The 26359-nt window shown below is 54.2% G+C and carries 7 protein-coding genes; all 7 read left to right on the top strand.

Features of this window, described 5'->3' with window-relative positions:
• Positions 1-74 precede the first annotated feature (74 nt).
• On the top strand, positions 75-19013 hold the full coding sequence (locus KSP24_RS17450; RefSeq protein WP_216976031.1) for a non-ribosomal peptide synthetase: 18939 nt from the start codon (positions 75-77) through the stop codon (positions 19011-19013).
• A gap of 541 nt (positions 19014-19554) precedes the next feature.
• Positions 19555-20193, top strand: coding sequence for a glycoside hydrolase family 11 protein (locus KSP24_RS17455; RefSeq protein ID WP_013373220.1), 639 nt, complete (start codon positions 19555-19557; stop codon positions 20191-20193).
• Between the two features lie 350 nt (positions 20194-20543).
• Entirely contained in the window at positions 20544-21548 is a 1005-nt protein-coding gene (locus KSP24_RS17460) for a LacI family DNA-binding transcriptional regulator (RefSeq protein WP_081275952.1), read from the top strand.
• A gap of 164 nt (positions 21549-21712) precedes the next feature.
• Complete coding sequence (locus KSP24_RS17465; protein WP_064963627.1) at positions 21713-23038, top strand: ABC transporter substrate-binding protein; 1326 nt, start codon at positions 21713-21715, stop codon at positions 23036-23038.
• A 61-nt stretch (positions 23039-23099) separates the two neighbouring features.
• Complete coding sequence (locus KSP24_RS17470; RefSeq protein WP_013373216.1) at positions 23100-23984, top strand: carbohydrate ABC transporter permease; 885 nt, start codon at positions 23100-23102, stop codon at positions 23982-23984.
• Positions 23984-24811, top strand: coding sequence for a carbohydrate ABC transporter permease (locus tag KSP24_RS17475; RefSeq protein WP_040102804.1), 828 nt, complete (start codon positions 23984-23986; stop codon positions 24809-24811). The genes KSP24_RS17470 and KSP24_RS17475 overlap by 1 nt, the downstream gene beginning before the upstream one ends.
• Positions 24812-24846: 35 nt before the next feature.
• A complete protein-coding gene (locus KSP24_RS17480; protein WP_081275951.1) occupies positions 24847-26310 on the top strand; it encodes a glycoside hydrolase family 32 protein in 1464 nt (487 codons plus the stop codon).
• The last annotated feature ends 49 nt before the right edge of the window (positions 26311-26359 follow it).

The raw sequence follows: 26359 nt of genomic DNA on the forward strand, positions 1-26359 counted from the left end.
TTCTAAGAGTGACTAAGTGACATCTAGGTACAAAGCCTATCTATAAAGAATCTCTAAACCGGGAGTGTGTCGATGTGAGAGAGAATACCAACGAGAAATATGGATTAACGCAAGCCCAGCGCCGAATATGGTTCATGGAAATTATGAATCCGGGAACGTCCATCACGATGCTTTCCGCGACCTACCAGATTACGGGCGAGATCAACGCACAGCTTCTGGAGCAAGCGGCGGCAGAGATCGTCAAAACCTATGACGTTTTCCGAATCCGCATTAGCGGGGATTTGCAAAATCCAACGCAGTGGTTCGAAGAGCCGGAGAATGTCCAAGCTAGGATAAGCCGCCTCGAAATAGGCACAACCGAACAATTCTATGCTTGGGTGAAAGAAGTAAGCGAAAAACCGGCCAGCGTGTTCGACGAACACCTCCACCAATTTACGATTATCCATTTTGCGAACGGCCAAGTATGGCTCAATTTGACGGTAAATCATATTATCGCCGACGGCTTGTCCGTCAATGCTTTACTGCATGCGGTGATGGAAAAATACCTGGAACTGCGCAAAGGCACCTCCAGCAGTTACCAGGCCCCTTCCTATCTGGATTATATTTCCGCGGAGCGTGAATATGAGCAATCGCAGCGTTACCAAAAAGGCAAGGAATACTGGCTGACGAAGTACAACAATTTGCCTGAAACGACCGGCATTAAATCGTATCCGCCATTCTCGATCGGCAGCGAATCCAATAAACTGGCCATCACTTTGGACGGTTCCCGGTATGAACGCATTCTGGCCTTCAGCGAACAATATCAGGTCAGCTTATATACGTTATTTCTGTCCGCCATGTACGTTTTATTGTACAAGCTGACTGACAGCACCGATGTTCCGGTCGGCACGGTTTTCGCCAATCGCACCAGCAAGAAGGAAAAAGAAACGATCGGCATGTTCGTCAGCACTGTGGCTACGCGGATTCGTCTGAACCCAGACAAGCACGTGCTTTCCTTGATCCAAACGGTTTCCAAGGAAAATACGGCGGATCTGCGGTATCAGAAATACCCTTATAACCAATTGATCCAGGATTTACGCGAACAACACGGCCGCAACGATCTTTCGGGGCTGTTCCGTACGTCTCTGGAATATCTGCCTTTAAAAATCGTGGAGTACGAAGAAATCAAGGTACGCCTGGAGGCTCACTTCGCTAGGCACGAGATGGACGATTTGCTGCTGCGCTTCGACCATATGTTGAATGAAGGCCATGTAATTCTCCATGCTTCCTATCGTACCGGCCTGTTCGAGACGGCCGAGATTGATCGGATTATGGAACAGTATGTAACCGTTCTGGACCAGTTTCTTCAGACTCCCGAACTGCCGGTACGCGAGATTTCTCTGCTGAGCGATGAGGAGAGACACCGCATTCTCAACGTTTTTAACCCGCCGGTTGCAGGGCTTAGTGAGGGAGAAGCGTTTCATCGGTATGTTGAAAAGTTTGCCCGGGAAATTCCAGATCATCCGGCAGTCGTCTACATGGACAAACAGCTGACCTACGGCGAATTGAACGAACGCGCCGAGCGGCTGGCTTCTCTCCTTCGCGAACAGGGCGTGGGAAGGGAGACGATTACGGGGATCTGGGCGGAGCGTTCGGTGGAACTGCTGGTCGGAGTGCTCGCCGTTTGGAAAGCCGGCGGAGCCTATGTACCGCTGGACCCCGATTATCCGGCGGAGCGGATTGAGTACATGCTCAGCGATAGCGATGCATCGGTGCTGCTTACGCAGCGTCATCTGTTGGAGCGGGCCAGAGGTTGGTTGGCCGATGACCGGCTGAAGCTTCAAGCTGTCTATGCCATGGACGATGAACAGATTTATAACGGGGATGCCTTAGCCGTGGAATTTGAATCTGCCGGCAGCGCCCCGCAAGACTTGGCTTATGTGATTTACACCTCGGGTACGACGGGACGCCCGAAAGGCGTCATGATCGAGCACGGTAGTCTCGTGAATACGGCGGATGCGTACCGTCGCGAGTACCGGTTGGATCAGTTTCCGGTGCGGCTGCTGCAGCTGGCCAGCTTCTCGTTTGACGTGTTCGTCGGAGACATCGCGCGGACGCTGTATAACGGAGGCACGATGGTGATTGTGCCGAAGGATGACCGGATTGATCCGAACCTCTTATACGGCTGGATTCGGGACCAAAACATTACGGTATTCGAATCGACGCCTGCGCTCATCCTGCCGTTCATGCAGCATATTTATGAAGAAGGGCTGGACGTTAGCTCTATGCAGTTGCTGATTACCAGCTCGGATGCTTGCAGTGTCACCGATTACCGATTGCTGCAGGAAAGATTCGGCGGACAATTCCGCATCATCAACAGCTATGGCGTTACCGAAGCGGCCATTGACAGCAGTTTTTACGGTGAGCCTCTGGATAAGCTGCCGCCGTCAGGTCATGTGCCGATCGGCAAAGCTTGGCTGAATGCCCGGTTTTACATTGTCGATGCCGCATTAAAGCCGGTTCCTGTAGGGGTTCCGGGCGAGCTTGTCATCGGCGGCGCCGGGGTGGCGCGCGGGTACTGGAACCGTCCGGACCTAACCGCCGAGAAGTTTGTGGACAGCCCGTTTGTGCCGGGCGAACGTCTGTACCGGACAGGCGATTTGGCCCGCTGGCTGGAAGACGGCAACGTCGACTTCATCGGCCGGATCGACTATCAGGTGAAAATTCGCGGGTTCCGGATCGAACTCGGCGAAATTGAAACGGCCCTGCTGCGTTTTCCGGGCGTCAAGCAGGCTGTGGTGACCGACCGTACGGATGAGCAGGGGCAGAAGTATTTGTGCGGCTACGTGACGGCGGATGCTTCCTTGCAGCTGAGCGATCTGCTGTCCCAATTGAAGCAAGAGCTGCCGGCCCATATGGTCCCGGCCCGGTTGGTGTCTCTTGATAAGCTTCCGCTCACGCCGAACGGCAAAATTGACCGTAAAGCGCTGCCTGAACCGACCGGAGAGGTAGAAGCAGGCCGTGAGTATGTGGCTCCTCGCACAACGCTTGAAACAAGACTTGCTCTCATTTGGCAGCAGGTGCTGGGTATTGCGCGAGTTGGAGTCCAAGACGATTTCTTTGACTTGGGTGGTCATTCCTTGCGGGCCTCCACGCTGGTTTCCAAGATTCGGAAAGAGCTGCAAGTCGAGGTTCCGCTGCGGGAAGTTTTCCGCTACACCACGATCGAACAGCTGGCCCAAAGAATCGGCGGTTTAAGGCAGCAGGAGACGTATGAGATCACAAAGGCGGCTGAGGCTGAGTACTATCCGGTTTCATCCGAGCAAAAGCGTCTGTACATCCTGCGGCAGCTTGACGGGGCCGAGCGCAGCTACAATATGTCGGCGGCGCTTCTTCTCGAAGGCAAGCTGGACTGCACGCGCGTCGAGCACGCGTTCCGGGCGCTGATTCAGCGCCATGAGACGCTGCGTACCGGGATCGAGCAGGTTCAAGGCGAGCTTGTTCAGCGCATCTATGATGAGGTGGAGTTTGCTGTCGACTATTTCCAGGCGAGCGAGCGGGAAGTGGACCAAGTGGTGGAAGCTTACTATCACCCGTTTGATCTGACCAAGCCGCCACTTCTTCACATCGGCCTGATCGAAGTCGCCGAGGATCGCCACATTCTGCTGTTCGATATGCATCATATCGTCTCGGACGGCATTTCGACAACGCTGCTCTTCGACGAGTTCAGCCGCCTGTATCGGGGCGAGGAGCTGGTCCCGCTGCGCATTCAATACAAAGATTATGCTGTTTGGCAGCATTCCGAAGCTTACGGGCAGATGCTCCAGCCTCAGAAGGAGTATTGGCTGGAACAGCTGTCGGGCGAGCTGCCGGTCTTGGAGCTGCCGACGGACTTCCCGCGACCTGCGGTGCAAAGCTTTGACGGCCGGACCGTGAAGTTTTATATCGGGAAAGAGCGGACGGAGAAGCTGAAAGAGCTGGCGGCGCGGACGGGGACGACCCTGTACATGGTGCTGCTGTCGGCTTACTCCATCCTTATGCATAAATATTCGGGTCAGGAAGATCTGATTGTCGGAACGCCGATTGCCGGAAGAACGCAGGAAGAAGTGCAGCCGATCGTAGGGATGTTTGTCAACACGCTGGCCATTCGCAGCCGTCCGGAGCGTTCCAAGCCGTACCTTTCGTACCTGAAAGAAATCAAGGACATCACGCTCGGGGCTTTCGAACACCCAAATTATTTGTTCGAAGACTTGGTGGAAAGTCTCCACATTCCACGCGCGACCGGCCGGAATCCGCTCTTTGATACGTTCTTCGCCCTGCAAAATACGGAAAACGAGCAAATTGTCATCGAGGGGCTGGAGCAATCGTTTTATCCGCTGGAAAACCGAACATCCAAGTTCGAGCTGCTCCTGGACATTTCGGAGCTGGACGGTCAGCTCGAATGCCGGTTGGATTACGCTACGGCTTTGTATAAACAGGAGACCGCGGAGCGGTTCGCCAGACATTATGACAAGCTGCTGGAAACCATCGCAGCAGCGCCGGACGTGAATATTGCCTCGCTGGAAATACTCACAGAGGAGGAAATCCGCGAGCTGGTGGGCGGTTTCAACGATTCGGAAGCGGACTACCCGCGGCAGCAGACGATTCACGGCTTGTTCGAAGAGCAGGCGGAGCTTTACCCGGACAACGTAGCCGCCGTCATGAACGAGCGGCAGCTGACATATCGCGAGCTGAACGAGCGATCCAACCGCCTTGCACGGAAGCTGCGGGAGACGGGAGTAGAAGCGGACCAGCTGGTAGCGATTCTGGCCGAACGCTCGCTCGATATGGTTGTCGGCATTCTGGCGATTCTCAAAGCGGGCGGAGCATACGTGCCTGTCGATCCCGACTACCCGGAGGAGCGCATCCGCTTCATGATCGAGGATTCGGGCGCGCCGTTATTGCTGATTCAAAAGCATCTGCACGAGAAGACCGACTTCGCAGGAACGCGCCTCGAATTGGACGATTACGTTTGGGGCGACAGAGGGGCGGACTCCGCCGATGCGCTGGACGCTTCGAACCTGGAGCCGATTTCCGGACCGGGCAACCTGGCCTATGTCATCTACACGTCGGGAACGACCGGCAGACCGAAAGGAACGCTGATCGAGCATAAGAACGTCGTGCGGCTCCTGTTCAACGACAAGAACCTGTTCGACTTTGGGCCGTCCGACACGTGGACGCTGTTCCACTCGTTCTGCTTCGATTTCTCCGTCTGGGAAATGTACGGAGCGCTGCTGTACGGAGGCAAGCTGGTCATCGTACCGCCGCTCACGGCGAAAAATCCGGCCGATTTCCTGGCGCTGCTGGGCCGCGAACAGGTCACGATTTTGAACCAGACGCCAACGTACTTCTACCAGCTGCTACGGGAGGTCTTGGCGGACCATCCGTACGATCTGCGGATTCGCAACGTCATCTTCGGGGGCGAAGCGCTGAGTCCGCTGCTGCTCAAGGGCTTCAAGACGAAGTACCCGGAGACAAAGCTGATCAATATGTACGGCATTACCGAGACGACGGTTCACGTGACGTATAAGGAAATCACGTGGGTCGAAATGGAGGCGGCGAAGAGCAATATCGGCAAGCCGATCCCGACGCTGAGGGTGTACGTCCTGGATGAAAACCGCCGCCCTGTGCCGATCGGTGTAGCGGGCGAAATGTACGTGGCCGGGGAAGGCCTTGCGAGAGGATACCTGAACCGTCCGGATCTGACGGCGGAGAAGTTCGTCGATTCCCCGTTTGCGGAGGGGGAGAAGCTGTACCGCTCGGGCGACTTGGCAGCTTGGCTGCCGGACGGCAACATCGAATACCTGGGCCGGATCGATCATCAGGTGAAAATCCGCGGGTACCGGATCGAGTTGGACGAAATCGAGACGCAGCTTCTGAACGTCGAGGGCGTGGAAGAAGCGGTGGTGCTCGCCCGTCAGGACGGCGGGGGAGAGAAGGCGCTTGTCGCCTACTTTGTGGCGGACCGGACGCTGACGGTCAGTGAAATGAGAACCTCGCTGGCCCAGGGAATGCCGGGGTACATGATCCCTTCGTACTTCGTGCAGTTGGAGCGCATGCCGCTGACGACCAACGGCAAAGTGGACCGCAAAGCGCTGCCGGAGCCGCAAGGTGGCTTGCAAACGGGCGTCGAATACGTAGCGCCGCGTAACCGGACGGAGTCCCAGCTTGTGAAGATCTGGGAGGAAGTGCTGGGCTACTCCGGCATTGGAGTCTTGGACAATTTCTTCGAGCTCGGCGGCCACTCCTTGCGGGCGACGAACCTTGTCAGCAAGATTCGGAAGGAAATGAACGTCGAACTTCCGCTGCGCGATGTGTTCCGCTGTATGACGGTAGAGTCGATGGCCGGGGCTATTGCCAGCTTGGAAGAAACGCGGCACAGCTCGATTCCGAAAGCGGAAGAGAAAGCGTACTATCCGGTTTCCTCCGCGCAAAAAAGGCTGTACGTCCTGCACCAACTGGATGGCTCAGAGCTGAATTACAACCTCCCAAGCGCCTTGCAATTGGAAGGGGCTTTGAACGAGGCCAAAGTGGAAAAGGCGCTGACTACTTTGGTGGCCCGGCACGATATGCTGCGCACCGGTTTTGAAATCGTGAATGGGGAGCCGGTTCAGCGTATTCATCCGCTCGTAGCTTTCAAGGTCGAGAAGCTTCAAGCAAGCGAAGATCAGGTTGCGGCCATTCTTGAAGGCTTCATTCAGCCTTTTGACTTGACCCAGCCGCCTTTGCTGCGCGCCCTGCTGATCGAACTGGAGAAAGAGAAATTCCTGCTCGCGCTGGATATTCATCATATTGGTTCCGACGGCCTTTCCATGGACGTGCTGCTGCGCGAATTCGTGCGGCTTTACAATGGGGAGGAATTGCCGGAGCTGCGGATTCAATACAAGGATTACGCCGTTTGGCAGCAATCCGAGGAGCAGCGCCAGCGCATTAAACGGCAGGAGGAATACTGGCGTGGGGTATTCAGCTCCGAGCTTCCGGTTCTTGAGCTGCCTCTCGACTTCTCCCGCCCGGCCGTTCAGCAGTTTGACGGTCAAACGCTCACGTTTACGCTGGATGCGGAGAAAAGCGAAGCTCTCAAACGGCTTGCCGGCGATTCGGGGGCGACGCTGTACATGCTTCTGCTAGCTGCGTACTCCGTTTTGCTTCATAAATACGCGGGACAGGAAGATATAGTGGTTGGCACTCCGATTGCCGCCCGTTCTCACGCCGACCTGCAGCCGATTATCGGCATGTTTGTCAATACGCTGGCCCTTCGCTTGGCCCCGGTGGCGGAGCGGACGTTCCTGGATTACTTGCAGGAAGTGAAGGAAACGACGCTTGGAGCCTACGAGCACCAGGACTATCCGTTCGAGGAGCTGGTGGAAGCTCTTCAGGTGAGCCGGGATTTAAGCCGGAATCCTCTGTTTGACACCATGTTTTCTTTGCAAAAGCACGAAAGCTTGGATTTAACCCTGGAAGGCTTGGAATGGTCGCTGTTCGACATCGAGGAAAAGACGGCAAAGTTTGATCTTAGCCTTGATATCGTGGAAGCCGATAACGAGCTGGTTTGCAAGATCGAGTACGCTACCTCGTTGTTTAGACAGGAAACGATGGTACGGCTGGCGGGTCATTACGAGCAGCTTTTGGCGTCGATCCTGGCTCAGCCGGGTGCGCGGATTTCGGATTTGGATATCTTGACGGACAGCGAAAAGCATGATTTGCTGGTCGGGTTTGACGTGTCGTCTTCGGCTTTTGCGAAGCAACCCGCCGCAGAGGGGACAGGTTTGGAAGCGGATGAGTCGTGGAGAGAGAGAACGTTCCACGAGCTGTTCGAAGAGCAGGCGGAGCGCACTCCGGGAGCGCTGGCGGTTGTCTACGAAGACAGCAAGCTGACGTATGCGGAGCTGAACGCCAAAGCGAATCGTCTGGCGTATGCACTGCGGGAGCGCGGGGTGAAGCCGGAGCAGGTGGTCGGCATTCTGGCCGGCCGTTCGGCGGAGCTGTTGATCGGGGTGCTCGCCGTATGGAAAGCGGGTGGCGCTTATGTGCCGCTCGACCCGGACTATCCGGCGGAGCGGATCGAGTATATGCTCGCGGACAGCGGGGCGTCGGTGCTGCTCACGCAGACCCGCCTGCTGGAGCAGGCGGAAGCTTGGTGCAGCGACGGAGCTCTAGTGCTGCAAACGGTGCTTGCGCTTGACGACGCTGCGACGTACAGCCTCGGCGCGTCGGAAGCGGCTGTGGGCGTACAAGCTTTGGGCGAAGCAGGCGCAGAGGCGGAGGCTTTGGCGCAAGCGGAAACGGCTGCTGCCGAAACGTCCGCCACGGCAGAAGCCGAGAAGAACGTACTAGCGGCGGATCTCGCATCGAATCCGGCGAATGTGAACAAGCCGCGCGATTTGGCTTACGTGATCTATACGTCGGGAACGACGGGCAAGCCGAAGGGCGTGATGATCGAGCACCGCAGCCTGGTGAACACGGCGGCGGGCTACCGGCGGGAATACCGCCTGGATCAGTTCCCGATCCGGCTGCTGCAACTCGCCAGCTTCTCGTTCGACGTGTTCGTCGGCGACATTGCGCGGACGCTGTACAACGGGGGCACCATGGTCATCGTGCCGAAGGACGACCGGATTGATCCAACCCGCCTCTACGGCTGGATTCGCGACTACGCCGTGACGGTGTTCGAATCGACTCCGGCGCTGATCGTGCCGTTCATGGAGCATGTGCATGCCGAGGGTCTGGACCTCAGCTCGATGCAGCTGCTGATCACAAGCTCGGATGCGTGCAGCGTAGAGGATTACCGCACCTTGCAGGAGCGCTTCGGCTCGCAGTTCCGTATTATTAACAGCTACGGCGTAACGGAAGCGGCGATTGACTCCAGCTTCTATGACGAGCCGCTGAAGAAGCTGCCGAAGACGGGCAGCGTGCCGATCGGCAAAGCGTGGCTGAACGCCAAGTTCCACATCGTGGATGCGAATCTGAAGCCGGTGCCGATCGGGGTGTTGGGCGAGCTGGTTATCGGCGGAGCGGGTGTGGCCCGCGGTTACTTGAACCGCCCGGATTTGACGGCGGAGAAATTCGTAGACAGCCCGTTCGCCGCTGGGGAGCGGCTGTACCGGACGGGCGACCTGGCGCGCTGGATGCCGGACGGCAACGTGGACTTCATCGGCCGGATCGACAACCAGGTGAAAATTCGCGGCTATCGGATCGAGCTTGGTGAAATTGAAGCAGCCATGAAAAATTTTGCCGGCGTGCGTCAAGCGCTTGTCATCGACCGGACGGACGAGCGGGGGCAGAAATATTTGTGCGGGTATGTCGTAGCGGATTCCAGCTTCGATCTGGAAGGGCTTGTGGCCCATCTGGACGCCGCGCTGCCTTCCCATATGGTGCCTTCGCGCATCATGCGCCTGGATCAAATGCCGCTTACGCCGAACGGGAAGATCGACCGTAAGGCGCTGCCTGTACCGGAAGGAAGCATTCGTGCGGAGGCTGCATACACGGCGCCTCGTACTCCTGCCGAGCAAGCACTTGCATCGGTCTGGCAGTCGGTGCTGGGCGTAGATCAGGTCGGCACGATGGACAATTTCTTTGCGCTCGGCGGCGATTCGATCAAGGCCTTGCAGGTATCGTCCCGTCTTTTGCAAACGGGGTACAAGCTGGTCATGAAAGATTTGTTCCATTACCCGACGATTTCCGCCCTTAGTTTGCAGCTGCAAACGGCGGAGAGAACGGCAAGCCAGGCCGAAGTGACGGGAGAGGTCATCTTGACCCCGATTCAGCGCTGGTTCTTTGAACAAAATCCGGCCGACGTGCATCACAGCAACCAGGCGTTCATGCAGTTCTCCAAGCAAGGCTTTGACGAAGAAGCTTTACGCCAAGCGGTGCGTCAGCTTGTCGTGCATCACGATGCTCTCCGTACGGTTTACCGCCAAACCGAGAATGGCTATATCGCCTGGAACCGCGGCGCCGGGGAGAACGAAGCGCTGTTCGATCTGGAAGTTGTCGATTTCAAGGGAGTCGGCGACGTGAAAGAAGCGGTAGAGGCTAAGGCGAATGACATTCAAGCGAGCATCGATCTGGAAAACGGTCCGCTGGTGAAGCTCGGCTTGTTCCGCTGCGACGACGGCGACCACCTGCTCATCGCGATCCATCACTTGGTCGTAGACGGCGTATCCTGGCGGATTCTGCTTGAGGATTTTGCTGCCGGCTATGAGCAGGCGCTGCAAGGGCAGCCGATCCGTCTGCCGCTCAAAACGGATTCATTCCAAACGTGGGCGAAACAGCTCGCTGATTATGCGAACGGTCCGGCGATGGAAAGCGAGAGAGAGTACTGGCAGCATATCGAGCAATTGACCTATGAGCCGCTTCCGAAAGATTTTGAACAAGGCAGATCCAAGCTGAAGGACAGCGGGCTCGTGACCGTTCGCTTGACGGCGGAGGAAACCGAACAGCTGCTGAAGCAGGCACACCGTGCTTACCATACGGAAATGAACGATTTGCTGCTTGCCGCGCTTGGCCTCGCGATACAAGCTTGGAGCGGCCGGGAACGCGTGCTGGTGAATCTCGAAGGCCACGGCCGGGAAGATATTTTGCCGGATGTGGACATTACGCGCACGGTAGGCTGGTTTACAAGCCAATTCCCTGTCGTTCTGGAGCCGGGTCACGCCCAGGCGCTCGGTCATCAGGTGAAACAGGTTAAAGAAAGCTTGCGCCGCATTCCGAACAAAGGAATCGGCTACGGCATCCTGCGTTATTTGTCGGCGCCGCGTGACGGCGAGCGCTTCGCTTTGGAGCCGGAGATCAGCTTTAACTATTTGGGTCAGTTCGACCAGGATTACGAAAGCAGCGGCTCGCGGCCGTCTCCGTTCAGCCCGGGCTCCGATTCAAGTCCGAATGCAGTGATGGATTATGTCCTCGATATCAACGGTATGGTGTCGGAAGGAGTGCAGGAACTCACGATCCGTTATGGGGAAACCCAGTATAAACGGGAAACGGTAGAGCGCCTGGGCACCCTGCTTCATTCGAGCTTGCGTGAAGTCATCAGCCATTGCGTATCGAAAGAGCGGCCGGAGCTTACGCCTAGCGACGTACTGCTTCAAGATGTGACGGTGGAGGAACTGGAGCGGCTGGCTGAACATACGGCGGCGCTCGGCGAACTGGAGAATGTATACACCCTGACTCCGCTGCAAAAAGGGATGTTGTTCCACAGCCTGCTGGATGCCGATTCGGAAGCTTACTTCGAACAGGTGACCTTCGATCTGTACGGAAGCCTGAATGTCGAAGCCTTCACCCAAGGATTGGATACGCTGGTGCAGCGGAATGAGGCGCTACGGACCAACTTTATTACCGGCTGGAGAGACGAGCCGATTCAAGTGGTATTCCGCGAGCGGAAGTGTGAAGTGTACTTCGAAGATATTCGCTCGGTAAGCGATGAAGACCCGGAGAAGACGATAGCCGATTACGTCAGCGCGGATAAAGCGAACAAGTTCGATTTGGCCCGAGGCTCTCTTATGCGCGTGACAGTTTTGCGCACGGGCGACGAGTCCTACCATGTGATCTGGAGTCACCATCACATTTTGATGGACGGCTGGTGCATGTCCTTCATGATCAAGGAAGTGTTCGACACCTACTTCGCGTTCCAGGAGAAGCAGACGCTGGAGCTTCCTCCGGTTACCTCGTACTCCCGGTATATCGAATGGCTGGAAGCTCAAGATGCCGCGAAAGCTTCGCGTTACTGGTCCGAGTATTTGGCGGGTTACGATCAGCAGACCAAGCTGCCCCAGAAGAAAACGCAGCTGAAGCAGGGCCATTTTGAAGCGGCTGAAATCGATGTGGAACTCAGCAAGGAACTGACCGGGCAAATCGAGCGGGTGGCGCGCCAGCAGCAGGTGACGCTCAATACGTTCATGCAGACCGTATGGGGACTGGTTTTGCAGGTATACAACAACAGCGAGGATGTCGTATTCGGCTCCGTCGTATCCGGGCGTCCAGCGGAAATTCCGGGCATCGAAAGCATGATCGGCCTGTTTATTAATACGATCCCGGTCCGTATTCAAGGCAAAGCCGAGGAGACGGTAGCCGATATCTTGAGAAAAACCCAGGATCAAGCGCTGGCATCGGGAGCTTACGAAACGTTCCCGCTGTTCGAAATTCAGTCGCTGAGCGAGCAAAAGCGAGACTTGATCAACCATATTATGGTCTTTGAAAATTATCCGATGGAAGAACAGATTGAGCAGGTCGTCGGCGGAGACCAAGAAGCGCTGAAAATCGCTAATATCCAGTCGCCGGAGCAAACGAACTACGACCTGGACATTACCGTCATTCCGGAAGAGCATATTTTGCTGCGGTTTACGTACAATGCGCTGACGTTCAGAGAGGAAGACATCAGGCTGATCCACGGTCATTTTGCCCAAGCACTGGAGAAGGTTGCGGCTAACCCGAACATCCGCGTGAATCAGTTGGAGCTTTTGACGGCGGCGGAAAAAGAGCAAATTCTTGGCGTGTTTAATCCGGCGCAGCCGGAAGCGGCTCCTGCGGCCGCGTTCCACCGGCTGTTCGAGGAACAGGCGGAGCGCACGCCGGAAGAGGCAGCCGTCGTGTACGAGAACGACCGGCTGACGTATGCGGAGCTGAACGAGCGGGCGAACCGCTTGGCGGCTACGCTGCGCGCAAGCGGCATCGGCCGGGAGAAGATCGTCGGCATTCTCGCCGAGCGTTCGGTGGACTTGCTGGTGGCCGTGCTGGCCGTCTGGAAAGCGGGCGGGGCATATGTGCCGCTCGACCCGGATTATCCGGCGGAGCGCGTGCGGTTCATGCTCGAAGACAGCGGAGCGAAGGTACTGCTGACGCAAACGGCGCTGCGAGAGCGTGCTGAAGCCTGGCTTGGCGAAGAGGAGCTGGCGCTGGCGGCGGTGCTGTACCTGGACGACGAAGCGTCGTACAGCGAGGAGCGGGCGAATGCGCCGATTGGCTCGGGCATGGTCTCCGGCAAGCTGACGGATGCTGTGGACGACGGCGATGAGAGCCATCAGCATGTTGGCACCGACAGCTTCCATGAAGCCCGTCCGAAGGATCTGGCGTACGTGATCTATACGTCGGGAACGACGGGCAAGCCGAAGGGCGTGATGATCGAGCACCGCAGCCTGGTGAACACGGCGGCGGGCTACCGGCGGGAATACCGGTTGGATCAGTTCCCGGTACGGCTACTGCAGCTCGCAAGCTTCTCGTTCGACGTGTTCGTGGGAGATATCGCGCGGACGCTGTACAACGGAGGCACGATGGTGATCGTGCCGAAGGACGACCGGATTGATCCGTCTCGTCTGCACCACTGGATTGAGCGGGAACGGGTCACCATCTTCGAATCGACGCCGGCGCTGATCGTGCCGTTCCTGGAGTACGTGCACGAGCAGCAACTGGATATGAGCTGGATGGAGCTGTTAATCACGAGCTCGGACAGCTGCAGCGTGGCGGATTACCGGACCTTGCAGGAACGCTTCGGCTCATTGTTCCGGATCATCAACGCATACGGCGTAACGGAAGCGGCGATCGACTCCAGTTTCTACGACGAGCCGCTGACGAAGCTACCGCAGACAGGTAATGTGCCGATCGGTAAAGCGTGGCTGAATGCGAAATTCTACATCGTGGATGCGCATCTGAATCCGGTGCCGGTCGGGGTGCTGGGCGAGCTGGTCATCGGCGGAGTCGGGGTAGCGCGCGGGTACTTGAACCGTCCGGAGCTGACGGAAGAGAAGTTCGTAGACAGTCCGTTCGCCGCGGGCGAGCGGCTGTACCGCACGGGAGACTTGGCGCGGTGGATGGAGGACGGGAACGTGGACTTCATCGGCCGGATCGACAACCAGGCGAAAATCCGGGGGTACCGGATTGAGACGGGCGAAGTCGAGGCGAAGCTGCTGAGTGTAGGTGGCGTGAAGGAAGCGGTCGTCGTCGTCAGGGAAGATCAAGAAGATCAGAAAGCTTTGTGCGCTTATTATACAGCGGAAGAAGGCTTGACGGCGTTGGACCTGAAGCGGGCGATTGCCAGCGAGCTGCCGGGGTACATGATCCCGTCGTACTTCGTGGAGCTGGAGCACCTGCCTCTGACGCCGAACGGAAAGATCGACCGGAAGGCGCTGCCGGCACCGGAAGGGGGAGCAGGCGGAAGCCGCGAATACGTGGCGCCGCGCACCGAACTTGAGGCGAAGCTGGCCGCCATTTGGCAGGATGTGCTTGTTCGGGAGAAGGCGGTTGGCGTAACGGACAACTTCTTCGACCTCGGCGGACACTCCCTGCGGGCGACGACGCTTGTCAGCAAAATGCATAAGGAGCTAGGCGTTGAATTCCCGCTTCGCGACGTATTCCGCTACTCGACGGTTGAGGAAATGGCCGCGGCTATGGAGCGGCTGGAGATCGGCTCGTTCACGGCTATTCCGGCTGCGGAACCTAGCGAGTATTATCCGCTCTCTTCCGCTCAGAAACGTCTCTATATCTTGAACCAGCTGGAAGGAGCCGAGCTGAGCTACAACATACCGGGAGCTATGTTGCTCGAAGGAGAGCTCGACCGGCAGCGGTTTGAAGAAGCGTTCCGCGGGCTCGTAGCTCGTCATGAAACGCTGCGTACCGGCTTTGAGATGGTAAAAGGCGAAGCGGTTCAGCGAATTTACGAAGAAGCCGCCTTCCAGGTGGAATATGTGCAGATCAGCGGGGAGCAGGCGGAAGAAACGGTGCGCCAATTCGTTCGTCCGTTTGATCTAGCGAAGCCGCCACTTCTGCGGGCAGGCCTTGCCGAACTGGCGCCGGACCGGCACATTCTAATGTTCGATACGCATCATATCGTATCCGACGGCGTTTCGATTGACGTACTGATCGAAGAGTTCGTCCGCTTGTACAGCGGGGAACAGTTGGAGCCGCTCCGCATTCAATACAAAGATTATGCGGTATGGCAGCAATCGGACGAGCAGAAAGCTCAGCTTGCCAAGCAGGAAGCCTACTGGCTCGACATGTTCCGCGGAGAGCTGCCGGTTTTGGAATTGCCGACGGACTATCCGCGCCCGTCTATGCAGAGCTACGAGGGCCGCACGCTGCAATTGTTTATGGATAGCGAGAAAAGCGAGGGTCTGAAACGGCTTGCAGCCGAGAACGGCGCAACGCTTTATATGGTTCTGCTTGCTGGTTATACAATATTATTGCATAAGTACACAGGGCAAGAAGACGTGGTGGTCGGTACGCCGATTGCGGGAAGAAATCACAGCGATGTTCAGCCGCTGATCGGGATGTTCGTCAATACTCTGGCCATCCGCAGTTATCCGGCTGCCGGTAAAACGTTCCTTGACTACTTGAAGGAAATCAAGGAGACGACGCTGGGCGCTTTTGAACATCAGAATTATCCGTTTGAGGAACTGGTGGATAAGGTAAACGTAGCTCGCGATTTAAGCCGCAATCCGTTGTTCGATACAATGTTTGCTTTGCAGAATACAGAGAATTTGGAAATCCAGCTTTCCGGACTCCATTTGTCGACGTATGCCAGCGAAGAAATTGTTTCTAAATTCGATCTCAGCTTGGACGTCACGGAGATCGAGGAAGGCTTGGAATATCTGTTTGAATACGCTACTGCTCTTTATAAAACCGAAACGGTGGAGAAATTGGCCGCTCACTACTTGCAACTGCTTGAATCCATTCTCCGCAACCCGTCGGCGACTATTGCCGAGCTGGGCATTTTGACACCGGCGGAAAAAGAGCAGATTCTCGGCGCGTTTAACCCGGCGCAGCCGGAAGCGGCTCCTGCGGCCGCGTTCCACCGGCTGTTTGAGGAACAGGCGGAGCGCACGCCGGAAGAGGCGGCCGTCGTGTACGAGAACGACCGGCTGACGTATGCGGAGCTGAACGAGCGGGCGAACCGCTTGGCAGCTACGCTGCGCGCAAGCGGCATCGGCCGGGAGACGATCGTTGGCATTCTCGCCGAGCGTTCGGTGGACTTGCTGGTGGCCGTGCTGGCCGTCTGGAAAGCGGGCGGGGCGTATGTGCCGCTCGACCCGGATTATCCGGCGGAGCGCGTGCGGTTCATGCTTGAAGACAGCGGAGCGAAGGTGCTGCTGACGCAAACGGCGCTGCGAGAGCGCGCCGAAGCCTGGCTCGGCGAAGAGGAGCTGGCGCTGGCCACGGTGCTGTACCTGGATGACGAAGCGTCGTACAGCGAGGAGCGGGCGAATGCGCCGATTGGCTCGGGCAGGGTCTCCGGCAAGCTGACGGATGCTGTGGACGACGGCGATGAGAGCCATCAGCATGTCGGCACCGACAGCTTCCATGAAGCCCGTCCGGAGGATCTGGCGTACGTGATCTATACGTCGGGAACGACGGGCAAGCCGAAGGGTGTGATGATCGAGCACCGCAGCCTGGTGAACACAGCGGCGGGCTACCGGCGGGAATACCGGTTGGATCAGTTCCCGGTGCGGCTGCTGCAGCTCGCAAGCTTCTCGTTCGACGTGTTCGTGGGAGATATCGCGCGGACGCTGTACAACGGAGGCACGATGGTGATCGTGCCGAAGGACGACCGGATTGATCCGTCTCGTCTGCACCACTGGATTGAGCGGGAGCGGGTCACCATCTTCGAATCGACGCCGGCGCTGATCGTGCCGTTCCTGGAGTACGTGCACGAGCAGCGGCTGGATATGAGCTGGATGGAGCTGTTGATCACGAGCTCGGACAGCTGCAGCGTGGCGGATTACCGGACCTTGCAGGAACGCTTCGGCTCGTTGTTCCGGATCATCAACGCATACGGCGTGACGGAAGCGGCGATCGACTCCAGCTTCTACGAAGAGGAGCTGACGAAGCTACCGCAGACAGGTAATGTGCCGATCGGTAAAGCGTGGCTGAATGCGAAATTCTACATCGTGGATGCGCATCTGAATCCGGTGCCGGTCGGGGTGCTGGGCGAGCTGGTCATCGGCGGAGTCGGAGTGGCGCGCGGGTACTTGAACCGTCCGGAGCTGACGGAAGAAAAGTTCGTAGACAGTCCGTTCGCCGCGGGCGAGCGGCTGTACCGCACGGGAGACTTGGCGCGGTGGATGGAGGACGGCAACGTGGACTTCATCGGCCGGATCGACAACCAGGCGAAAATCCGGGGGTACCGGATTGAGACGGGCGAAGTCGAAGCGAAGCTGCTGAGTGTAGGTGGCGTGAAGGAAGCGGTCGTCGTCGTCAGGGAAGATCAAGAGGGTCAGAAAGCTTTGTGCGCTTATTATACAGCGGAAGAAGGCTTGACGGCGGCGGACCTGAAGCGGGCGATTGCCAGCGAGCTGCCGGGGTACATGATCCCGTCGTACTTCGTGGAGATGGAGCGCCTGCCTCTGACGCCGAACGGAAAGATCGACCGGAAGGCGCTGCCGGCGCCGGAAGGGGGAGCAAGCGCAGGCCGCGAATATGTGGCGCCGCGCACCCAACTGGAGGCGAAACTGGTCGCCATCTGGCAGGACGTGCTCGGGTCGGTCACGATTGGCGTGACGGACAACTTCTTCGACCTCGGCGGGCACTCCCTGCGGGCGACGACGCTGGTCAGCAAGGTGCACAAGGAGCTGAGCGTGGACCTGCCGCTGCGCGATGTGTTCCGGCACTCGACCATCGAAGCGATGGCCGAAGCGATCAGCCAATTGGAGCGGCAGGAACACCTCTCCATTCCGGTTCTGGATAAGAGGGATTACTATCCGCTTTCCTCCGTGCAAAAACGGCTGTACATCCAGCAGCAGATGGAAGGCGCCGAGCTTAGCTACAACATGTCCGGCATGACGGTTCTCGTCGGGCGCTTGGAACGGAATCAATTCGATGCGGCGCTCAAAGGATTGATAGCTCGTCACGAAATTTTGCGAACCGGCTTCGAAATGGTCGACGGCGAACCGGTACAACGGATTTATCCGGACTTGAAGTTTGCCGTCGAGTATACGAAAGCGACGGAAAGTGAAACGAAGAGCATCGTAGATGGCTTTGTGCGCGTCTTTGATTTGGAGCGGCCGCCGCTGCTACGTGTGGGCTTAGTCGAATGGGAAGCGGAACGGCATCTGCTCATGCTGGACATTCATCATATCGTCACGGATGGCATGTCGATGGGCATCTTCGTCGAAGAGCTGCTGCGCCTGTATAACGGCGAGACTCTGGAACCGCTTCGGATTCAATACAAGGAATTCGCCGCTTGGCAGCAGTCCGAACCTGTAAAAGAGCGGCTGAAACGTCAGGAAGCCTACTGGCTGGACGTGCTGGAAGGCGAACTGCCGACGCTTGAGCTGCCTACGGACTTTGTCAGACCTGCCGCTCGCAGCTTTGAGGGAGATGTGCTGCCTTTCAGCATCGACAAGCAGATGACCGACAGTTTGCAGCGCATCGCCGATGAGAACGGTGCTACCCTTTATATGGTGTTATTGGCGGCCTATTCAATCCTGCTCAGCAAGTACTCGGGACAAGAAGACTTCATTGTAGGCACGCCGGCTTCGGGTCGCACACATGCCGACCTGGAGCCGCTCATCGGAATGTTTGTCAACACTTTGGCGATTCGCCATTATCCGTCCGGGGAGAAGACGTTCCTCGCTTACTTGAACGAAGTCAAAGAAACGATGCTGGGGGCCTACGACCACCAGGATTATCCGTTCGAGGAGCTTGTGAAAAAGCTGCAGGCGCCGCGAGATCAAAGCCGTAATCCTGTATTCGATGTCATGTTTGTTCTGGAAACCAAGGAAGATAACGTTCAAAGCTTCGGGGATATCAAGATCGAATCTTATCCGGAAACTCATACGGTTTCCCAATTTGATCTTACCTTGGTCATTTCGTTGCTGGATGAGGGAATGAACGGGCAGTTTGAATATGCAACCAAGTTGTTTACGCGCAATCTGATCGACAATTTCGCTCAGGACCTGCTCGTGATCATCACCCAAATTTGCGAACAGCCTTCGGTGCTGTTGAAGGATATTTCCCTGAACGGGCAATCCGAACAGGAGCAAGATGTGCTAGAGGCCATTGATATTATTTTCTAATCCCTTACCCGGTTTGGGTGTATGCCGTATTTCTCTCGGTACACATCCTGCGGGTGTTTTTTTTCCAAATGAAAGGGAAAAAGGCGTACGCTATAGCAAACTTAAAGCTCTAAATATAATTTTTAAAAACCTAAATTTTTTCAAGTTGTGGTTTAAAATGCACTGCTACTCGCGCAGATAACTAGAGCGTTTACGCAGAGTGAGGGCACCGCGGCCAAAGAACTCTATATTCCTGTCGTTCGCTTCATGTAGCCCACGGAGCGAAAGAACTGTGGGCCCAAATCCAAGATGGCATGCACACATCATGAGCCGCTAAGCTGGCGCTGCACTATTTTAAAACTCAGGGAAATCTAAACATAGTAAAGTTTAATATTTAATTTGCCAAGTGGTTGTGTGATCACTATTATTATATAATTTTACATATAAAGGAGGTGAAAGTAAGAAAACACGGAATATGGTTCACATGAGTGATGCACTGCAACAGAGAATCGACCGACAAGCAGGTGTAGAATGCAAATATAAAAATTGTAGGAGGTAAAGTATGTTTAAGTTTAGTAAGAAAATGTTAACGGTAGTTCTTGCAGCTTCCATGAGTTTTGGAGTGTTTGCAACAACCTCAAGTGCAGCGACAGACTACTGGCAAAATTGGACCGATGGCGGCGGGACGGTCAATGCTGTTAATGGATCAGGCGGTAATTACAGCGTAACATGGAAGGATACCGGGAATTTTGTTGTCGGCAAAGGCTGGACTACTGGATCGCCCAACAGAACGATTAACTACAATGCCGGTGTCTGGGCGCCTTCCGGTAATGGATATTTGGCTCTCTACGGGTGGACGAGAAACGCACTCATCGAATATTACGTCGTTGATAGCTGGGGGACTTATCGACCTACCGGAACGTATAAAGGTACAGTGACCAGTGATGGGGGCACATATGACATCTACACAACAATGCGATACGACGCACCTTCCATTGAAGGCCAAAAAACGACGTTTATTCAGTACTGGAGTGTTCGACAGACGAAGAGACCGACAGGGGGCAACTCCACGATCACTTTCAGCAATCACGTGAAGGCATGGGCGAGCAAAGGAATGCATCTGGGGAACAACTGGTCTTACCAGGTGTTAGCAACAGAAGGATATCAGAGTAGTGGGAGCTCTAACGTAACGGTGTGGTAACCACTGAACTGCAAACTGTTCAACGAACGGGAGCGATTGGCATTTCTTCACGGGGAAAGCAGGATGAGGGCTTAAAACCGTATTACAACATAAACAAGGAAATAACGCCGGAGACAAATACTTATCTGGAAACTGTATACGAAAACCCAACGAGTTAGGAATTTACGATATGTCTGGCAATATAAGAGAATGATGCTGGGGATTGTTACGGAGACTAAAGGGATACGGTAGTTAATGAAACAGCGACAGTTGAGGACGAGTTCTCGTCTACGGCTGTCGCTGTTTTATGTATGGGTTAACATAATACCCAAGGTTGTCGAAATGGTGAGGAGAGGGTATAGTTTATATGTATGTATTTTGTTCGGGAAGAGGTTCATATGGCAACAATTCACGATGTGGCGTTAAAAGCGGGCGTGTCGGTCACTACAGTATCCCGTGTAATGAATAACCGGGGCTATATCAGCGAAACTACACGCAAAAAAGTGTTCGATGCAATGGAAGAGCTTAATTATCAACCGAATGAAATAGCACGATCCCTGCTACGCAAGCAGTCCAATATTATCGGTCTTATTATTCCCAATGTCTCGCATCCTTTCTTTAGTGAGCTTGCTAATCAGGTGGAGTACTATGCCTATCAGCAGGGGTGCAAGGTTCTACTCTGCAATTCACATATGGATCCCGTGAAGGAAAAAGTGTATATCGATATGTTGAAACGAAACCGGGTAGACGGCATCATTATGGGGAGTCATACCCTGGAGGTAGAAGAGTACCGACATTTGAATTCACCGATTGTGACATTTGACAGGCAGATTGACCCGTATATTCCGTACATATCTTCGGACAATTATCGCGGAGGCGAGCTGGCCACGGAGCTGCTCATTCGCAAAGGGTGCCGGAAAATTGCACATATATGTGGAAATCTGGAGCTGAACATGCTGTCCAATGAGCGGACTAAAGCATTCAAAGATGTTGTGGACAGGCATAGTATCGAGCATGTGATCGTTCAAACGGACTTGAATGTGTTCGACCAAAAGGAGTACGAGCGCATGATCTCCAAACTCGTTCATGAACATCCGGATGTGGATGGGGTGTTTGCTACAAGCGATATTATTGCCGCTTTTGCATTGAAAGAATATATCCGCGCCGGACGGCATGTGCCGGAGAATGTGCGTATTGTAGGCTTTGATGACGTAAGCGCTGCTTCCTGGCTGACGCCTGAACTTACATCGGTAAGACAGCCGATTGCAGAGATCGGCAGGCTGGCGGTCGAGCTGATTCGTAAGCAGGCAGAGGGCGAGCAGGTACAGCCTGTCAATCTGCTGCCTGTTGAATTGATTGAGCGTGCAACGACCTGAATGAAATCTGTTCCTTTAACAAGGGGAACAGATTTTTTTTAGTAAATGTTAAAGGTTTAACATGTCAAACGATTGACAGAGCTTGAATCTTTGACATATAATCCGTTTGTAAGCGTTTTATTTAAGTGTACAGCAGCCATTATAGAAATAGGGGGATGACAACAGTGAGGAAATTCAAAAGAGTTCAATGGATGGTAATGCTGCTTCTTTTGGTTATGGTGGTGTCTGCGTGCGGCGGCTCCGGAGGAGAAGGTAATTCGGCTTCTGGAGGGGGATCAGCGGATGCGGGAAATGTGAAAGTTACACTTTTGAACTCCAAAGGTGAAATCCTTTCACAGCTGGAGGATGCCGCCAAGGCGTTCCAGAAAGACAATCCCGGCATCACTGTTGAAATCCAGCCGGTTCCGACCGGTGGCTCGCCTTTTGAGCGTGCCTCTGCATTGTATGCATCCGGGAACCCGCCAACCATGACCATGCTAGATACAGGTGATGTGGAGAAATTCAAGGACCGTATCCTCGACTTAAGCGGAGAGAAGTGGAATAAGGACACTGTTGAAAACGCTACCACAGCTACGACGGTTGACGGTAAAAATTACGCGTTTCCGCTGGCTGTTGAAGGCTACGGATTCATCTATAACAAGGCGGTTGTTGATAAAGCGGTAGGTGGAAACTTCGATCCCACTACAATTAAAACCCGAAATGACCTTGAAAAGCTGTTTCAGCAAATCGAGGCATCTGGAAAGAAAGCATTGGTGATTTCACCAATGGACTGGTCCCTAGGCGCTCATTATTTGCCACTTGCTTATGCAGGTCAGAACAAGGACATGGCTGAAGTGGACAAATTCATAGCATCACTGAAGGCTGGCCAGGCTAACTTGGCTACCAATCCAGTATTTAACGGACTTATGGATACATTCGACGTCATGATGAAATACAATATCGATCAGGCTTCCCCACTGGCAGGTGCTTATGAGCGTGGACCGGAGTTGCTCGGCAAAGGCGAGGTTGGCATTTGGTTCATGGGCAACTGGGCATGGCCGCAAATTAGCGGTTTTGATACCGCTAACAAAGAATATGGTTTCTTGCCTGTACCCATCAGCAACAATGCCGATGACTACGGCAATCAGGAGATTTCATCTGCTGTTTCCAAACGTATTGTCATTGACAAGGAGAAGAGTACGCCGGAACAGCAAGAGGCAGCGAAGAAGTTCCTGAACTGGATCGTTTATGATGCGAAAGGTCAGGATTTCCTCGTAAACAAAGCGAACATTATCCCGGCGTTCAAAAATATTACACTGCCTGCGGCTGATCCACTTGGCAAGTCCATCCAGGATTATATTGCAAAAGGCAAGTCAGAGCAGTCGATGAGCTTGCTGCCAGCCGACCACTGGTCTAAGCTAGGATCTTCCATGCAAAAATATCTGGCGAAACAGGGCGATCGCGCAACACTGGCTAAGGAAATCGAAGACTACTGGAAAACCGTAAAATAAGGCTTATTGTCAAATTACCCGGAAATAGAGAGAGAAATCCGAAACAAAGAGAGGGATCACCATGATTGCGGAAAAAGGAGTATGGAACCGGCTACGGACACGGCTGCTGTTCACCGGGCCAACCTTGTTTGCCTTCATAACGGTAATGATCATTCCATTCTTGTACGGCATTTATTTGACGTTCACAAACTGGGACGGTATTTCCACGACACTATCGCTGGTTGGCATCCAAAACTATCTGGCCGTTTTTCGGGATATTGAGTTTTGGAAATCGTTCGCCTTGACGCTCAAATATGTATTTTATACCGTTGTTCTTATCAATGTTATCGCTTTTATGCTGGCTTATGTGCTGACTAAAGGGTTAAAAGGACAGAGCATTTTCCGGGCAGGATTTTTCCTGCCCAACCTTGTCGGCGGCATTGTACTCGGTTTTATCTGGCAGTTTATCTTCAACAACGTGCTAGTCTATTTGGGACAACATGCTGACATTCAGGCGCTCAGCACGACTTGGCTGGCTGATCCTGACAAAGCGTTCTGGACACTCGTGATTGTAACCGTATGGCAGAACGCGGGTTACATGATGGTCATTTATATTGCAGGATTGACGGGTGTGCCGAATGATATTATGGAGGCTGCAAGTATTGATGGGGCGAACAGCTGGACCAGACTGCGAAAAATGGTGCTGCCCTTGATGGTTCCTTCTTTCATCGTATGTATATTTTTGTCCCTGCAACGTGGGTTTATGGTCTATGACGTCAACCTCGCACTCACAAAAGGCGGGCCGTTCAGTAGTACTCAAATGGTATCGATGCATGTGTATGAAAAGGCATTCCTTTCCCGTGATTATGGTGTGGGCCAGGCTGAAGCATTCGTGCTGTTCCTGATGGTTGCTCTCATCACTCTGCTTCAGGTTTATTTTAGCAAGAAGTTGGAGGTGGAGGCGTAATGGCAAGCAAAAAAATCGCTTCCTCCATGATCAAATTCATTGTGCTGACAGTGATACTCATATTGTTCATCGTACCGTTCGTCTTTCTGCTGATCAATTCGTTCAAGGAAAATATGGCCATTACCTCGAATCCGTTATCGCTTCCAGAGAGCTTCAATATGGCCAACTATACGAATGCATTCGATAAAATGAATTATTTCGCTGCCTTCACCAACTCATTGGTTATAACAGTGTTAAGTGTTCTGTTTATCTCACTGTTCGCGGCGATGACGGCTCATTATTTTGTCAGAAACAACACCAAGTTCAACCAATATACATTTATGCTGATGGTGGCTTCCATGATCATCCCATTCCAGGCCATCATGATTCCATTGGTGAAAATTTACGGCTCACTTGATCTGTTGAACAGCAAGTGGTCGCTGATTTACATGTATATCGGTTTTGGCAGCTCGCTGGCTGTTTTCATTTATCATGGATTCGTAAAGAGTATTCCGAAGGAACTGGAGGAAGCGGCGCTAATTGACGGCTGCACACGGATTCAGACATTCTTCAGGATCGTGTTTCCGGTATTGATGCCCACGACTGCCACTATTTCTATTCTCAATGTACTGTGGATCTGGAATGATTTTCTGCTGCCTTCCCTCATTCTGGTTGATCCTGAGCAGAGGACACTTCCGTTGTCCACGTACAACTTTTATGGGACCTATACAGTGGATTATGGTCCATTGATGGCAAGTTTGGTACTGACGATATTTCCGATCATTATCATCTATTTGTTCGCCCAAAAGTACATTATTCAGGGTGTTATGCAAGGTTCGATTAAATAACTGTAGGAGTAGGATGCCTTATCAAACATACTAGAGTGTATACGAGAGAGAATGCAGATCAATTTATTACCCAATCCAGGCATATGCTGCGGCCGGATTATCGGCTGAACTACCATTTAATGGCTGAATTTGGCTGGATGAATGACCCGAACGGTTTCATTCAATATAACGGGCAGTATCACTTGTTCTATCAACATTACCCGTATAAATCGGTGTGGGGACCGATGCACTGGGGACACGCAGTCAGCCGCGATCTTATGAAGTGGGACTATCTGCCGGTCGCTTTGGCTCCGGACGGTGAGTTCGACCGGGACGGCTGCTTCTCCGGCAGTGCGGTTGAGCAGGACGGGAAGCTTGTCCTGATGTATACCGGACATGTTGTAACCGGGCCTGACAAGGATCAGGATTACAAGCAGTCACAGGGAATTGCAGTATCGGAAGACGGGGTGACATTCGAAAAGTGGGAGGGCAATCCGGTCATCGGTTATGATGCCATACCGGACAGGGTCAGCCGCAAAGATTTCCGTGATCCTAAGGTGTTCAGGCACGAAGATCAATACTACGTCGTTCTTGGCTCTAATGATGACCAAGGGAACGGGCTTGTACTGCTTTACAGATCTGAAGACCTGAGAAACTGGACGTATGTCAATGTGCTGGCTGTGAGTGACGGACGCTACGGCGATAATTGGGAGTGTCCGGATTTGTTCCCGCTTGGCGGTCGGCACGTATTCATGCTGTCTCCACAGCGCATGCCTGCTCAGGGAGAAGCATACCGTAATCTGCATTCCACCATGTACGGTATAGGTGATTTCAATGCGGAGGCTGGAACATTTACGGCAGAGCAGTATGCTCAGGTAGATCACGGATTCGATTTCTATGCCCCGCAGTCAACATTGGACGATAAAGGGCGGCGTATCATCATCGGATGGATGGATATGTGGGAGTCGGAGATGCCAACCCAGCAGGGACACCACTGGGCTGGTGCGATGAGTCTTCCACGGGAAGCGGTGATCGACCACGACAGATTGCTGTTCCGTCCGCTTGAAGAGGTGGAAAATTACCGATCCAATCTGTTCGAACAGCGGGATATCTTGCTGACAGGCGAGCAGATCATGGAGACGTTCGGAGATAGCTACGAACTGAAGGCGGTATTTGAGTTCGAGGCTGGTAACACTGATGAATTCGGCTTGAAGCTGCGGGTGGGCGGCGAAGAGGAGACTGTACTCTCGTATCGTCCGGATGACGGTCTGTTCCGTTTTAACCGTGAGCGTGCAGGTATCGGACCGGGCGGAGAGAGAAGAGTGCATTTAGACTTACAAGAGGGACGCCTGGAGCTTCGGGTTTTCGTCGATAAGAGCTCTGTGGAAATATTCATCGGCGACGGTGAATACGTTCTCACCGGAAGAGTGTATCCCGGAATGGAATCAACAGGTATTCGTGCGTTTGCGAGCGGAAAATGTACGATTGTCTCGTTCCAGAAGTGGGATATCCTCGCATAGAATCGCACCACAAACAGGAACCTGACCGTGGATGGTCAGATTCCTGTTT

It is taken from the genome of Paenibacillus sp. AK121, from assembly GCF_019042715.1.
Classification (GTDB): domain Bacteria; phylum Bacillota; class Bacilli; order Paenibacillales; family Paenibacillaceae; genus Paenibacillus; species Paenibacillus polymyxa_C.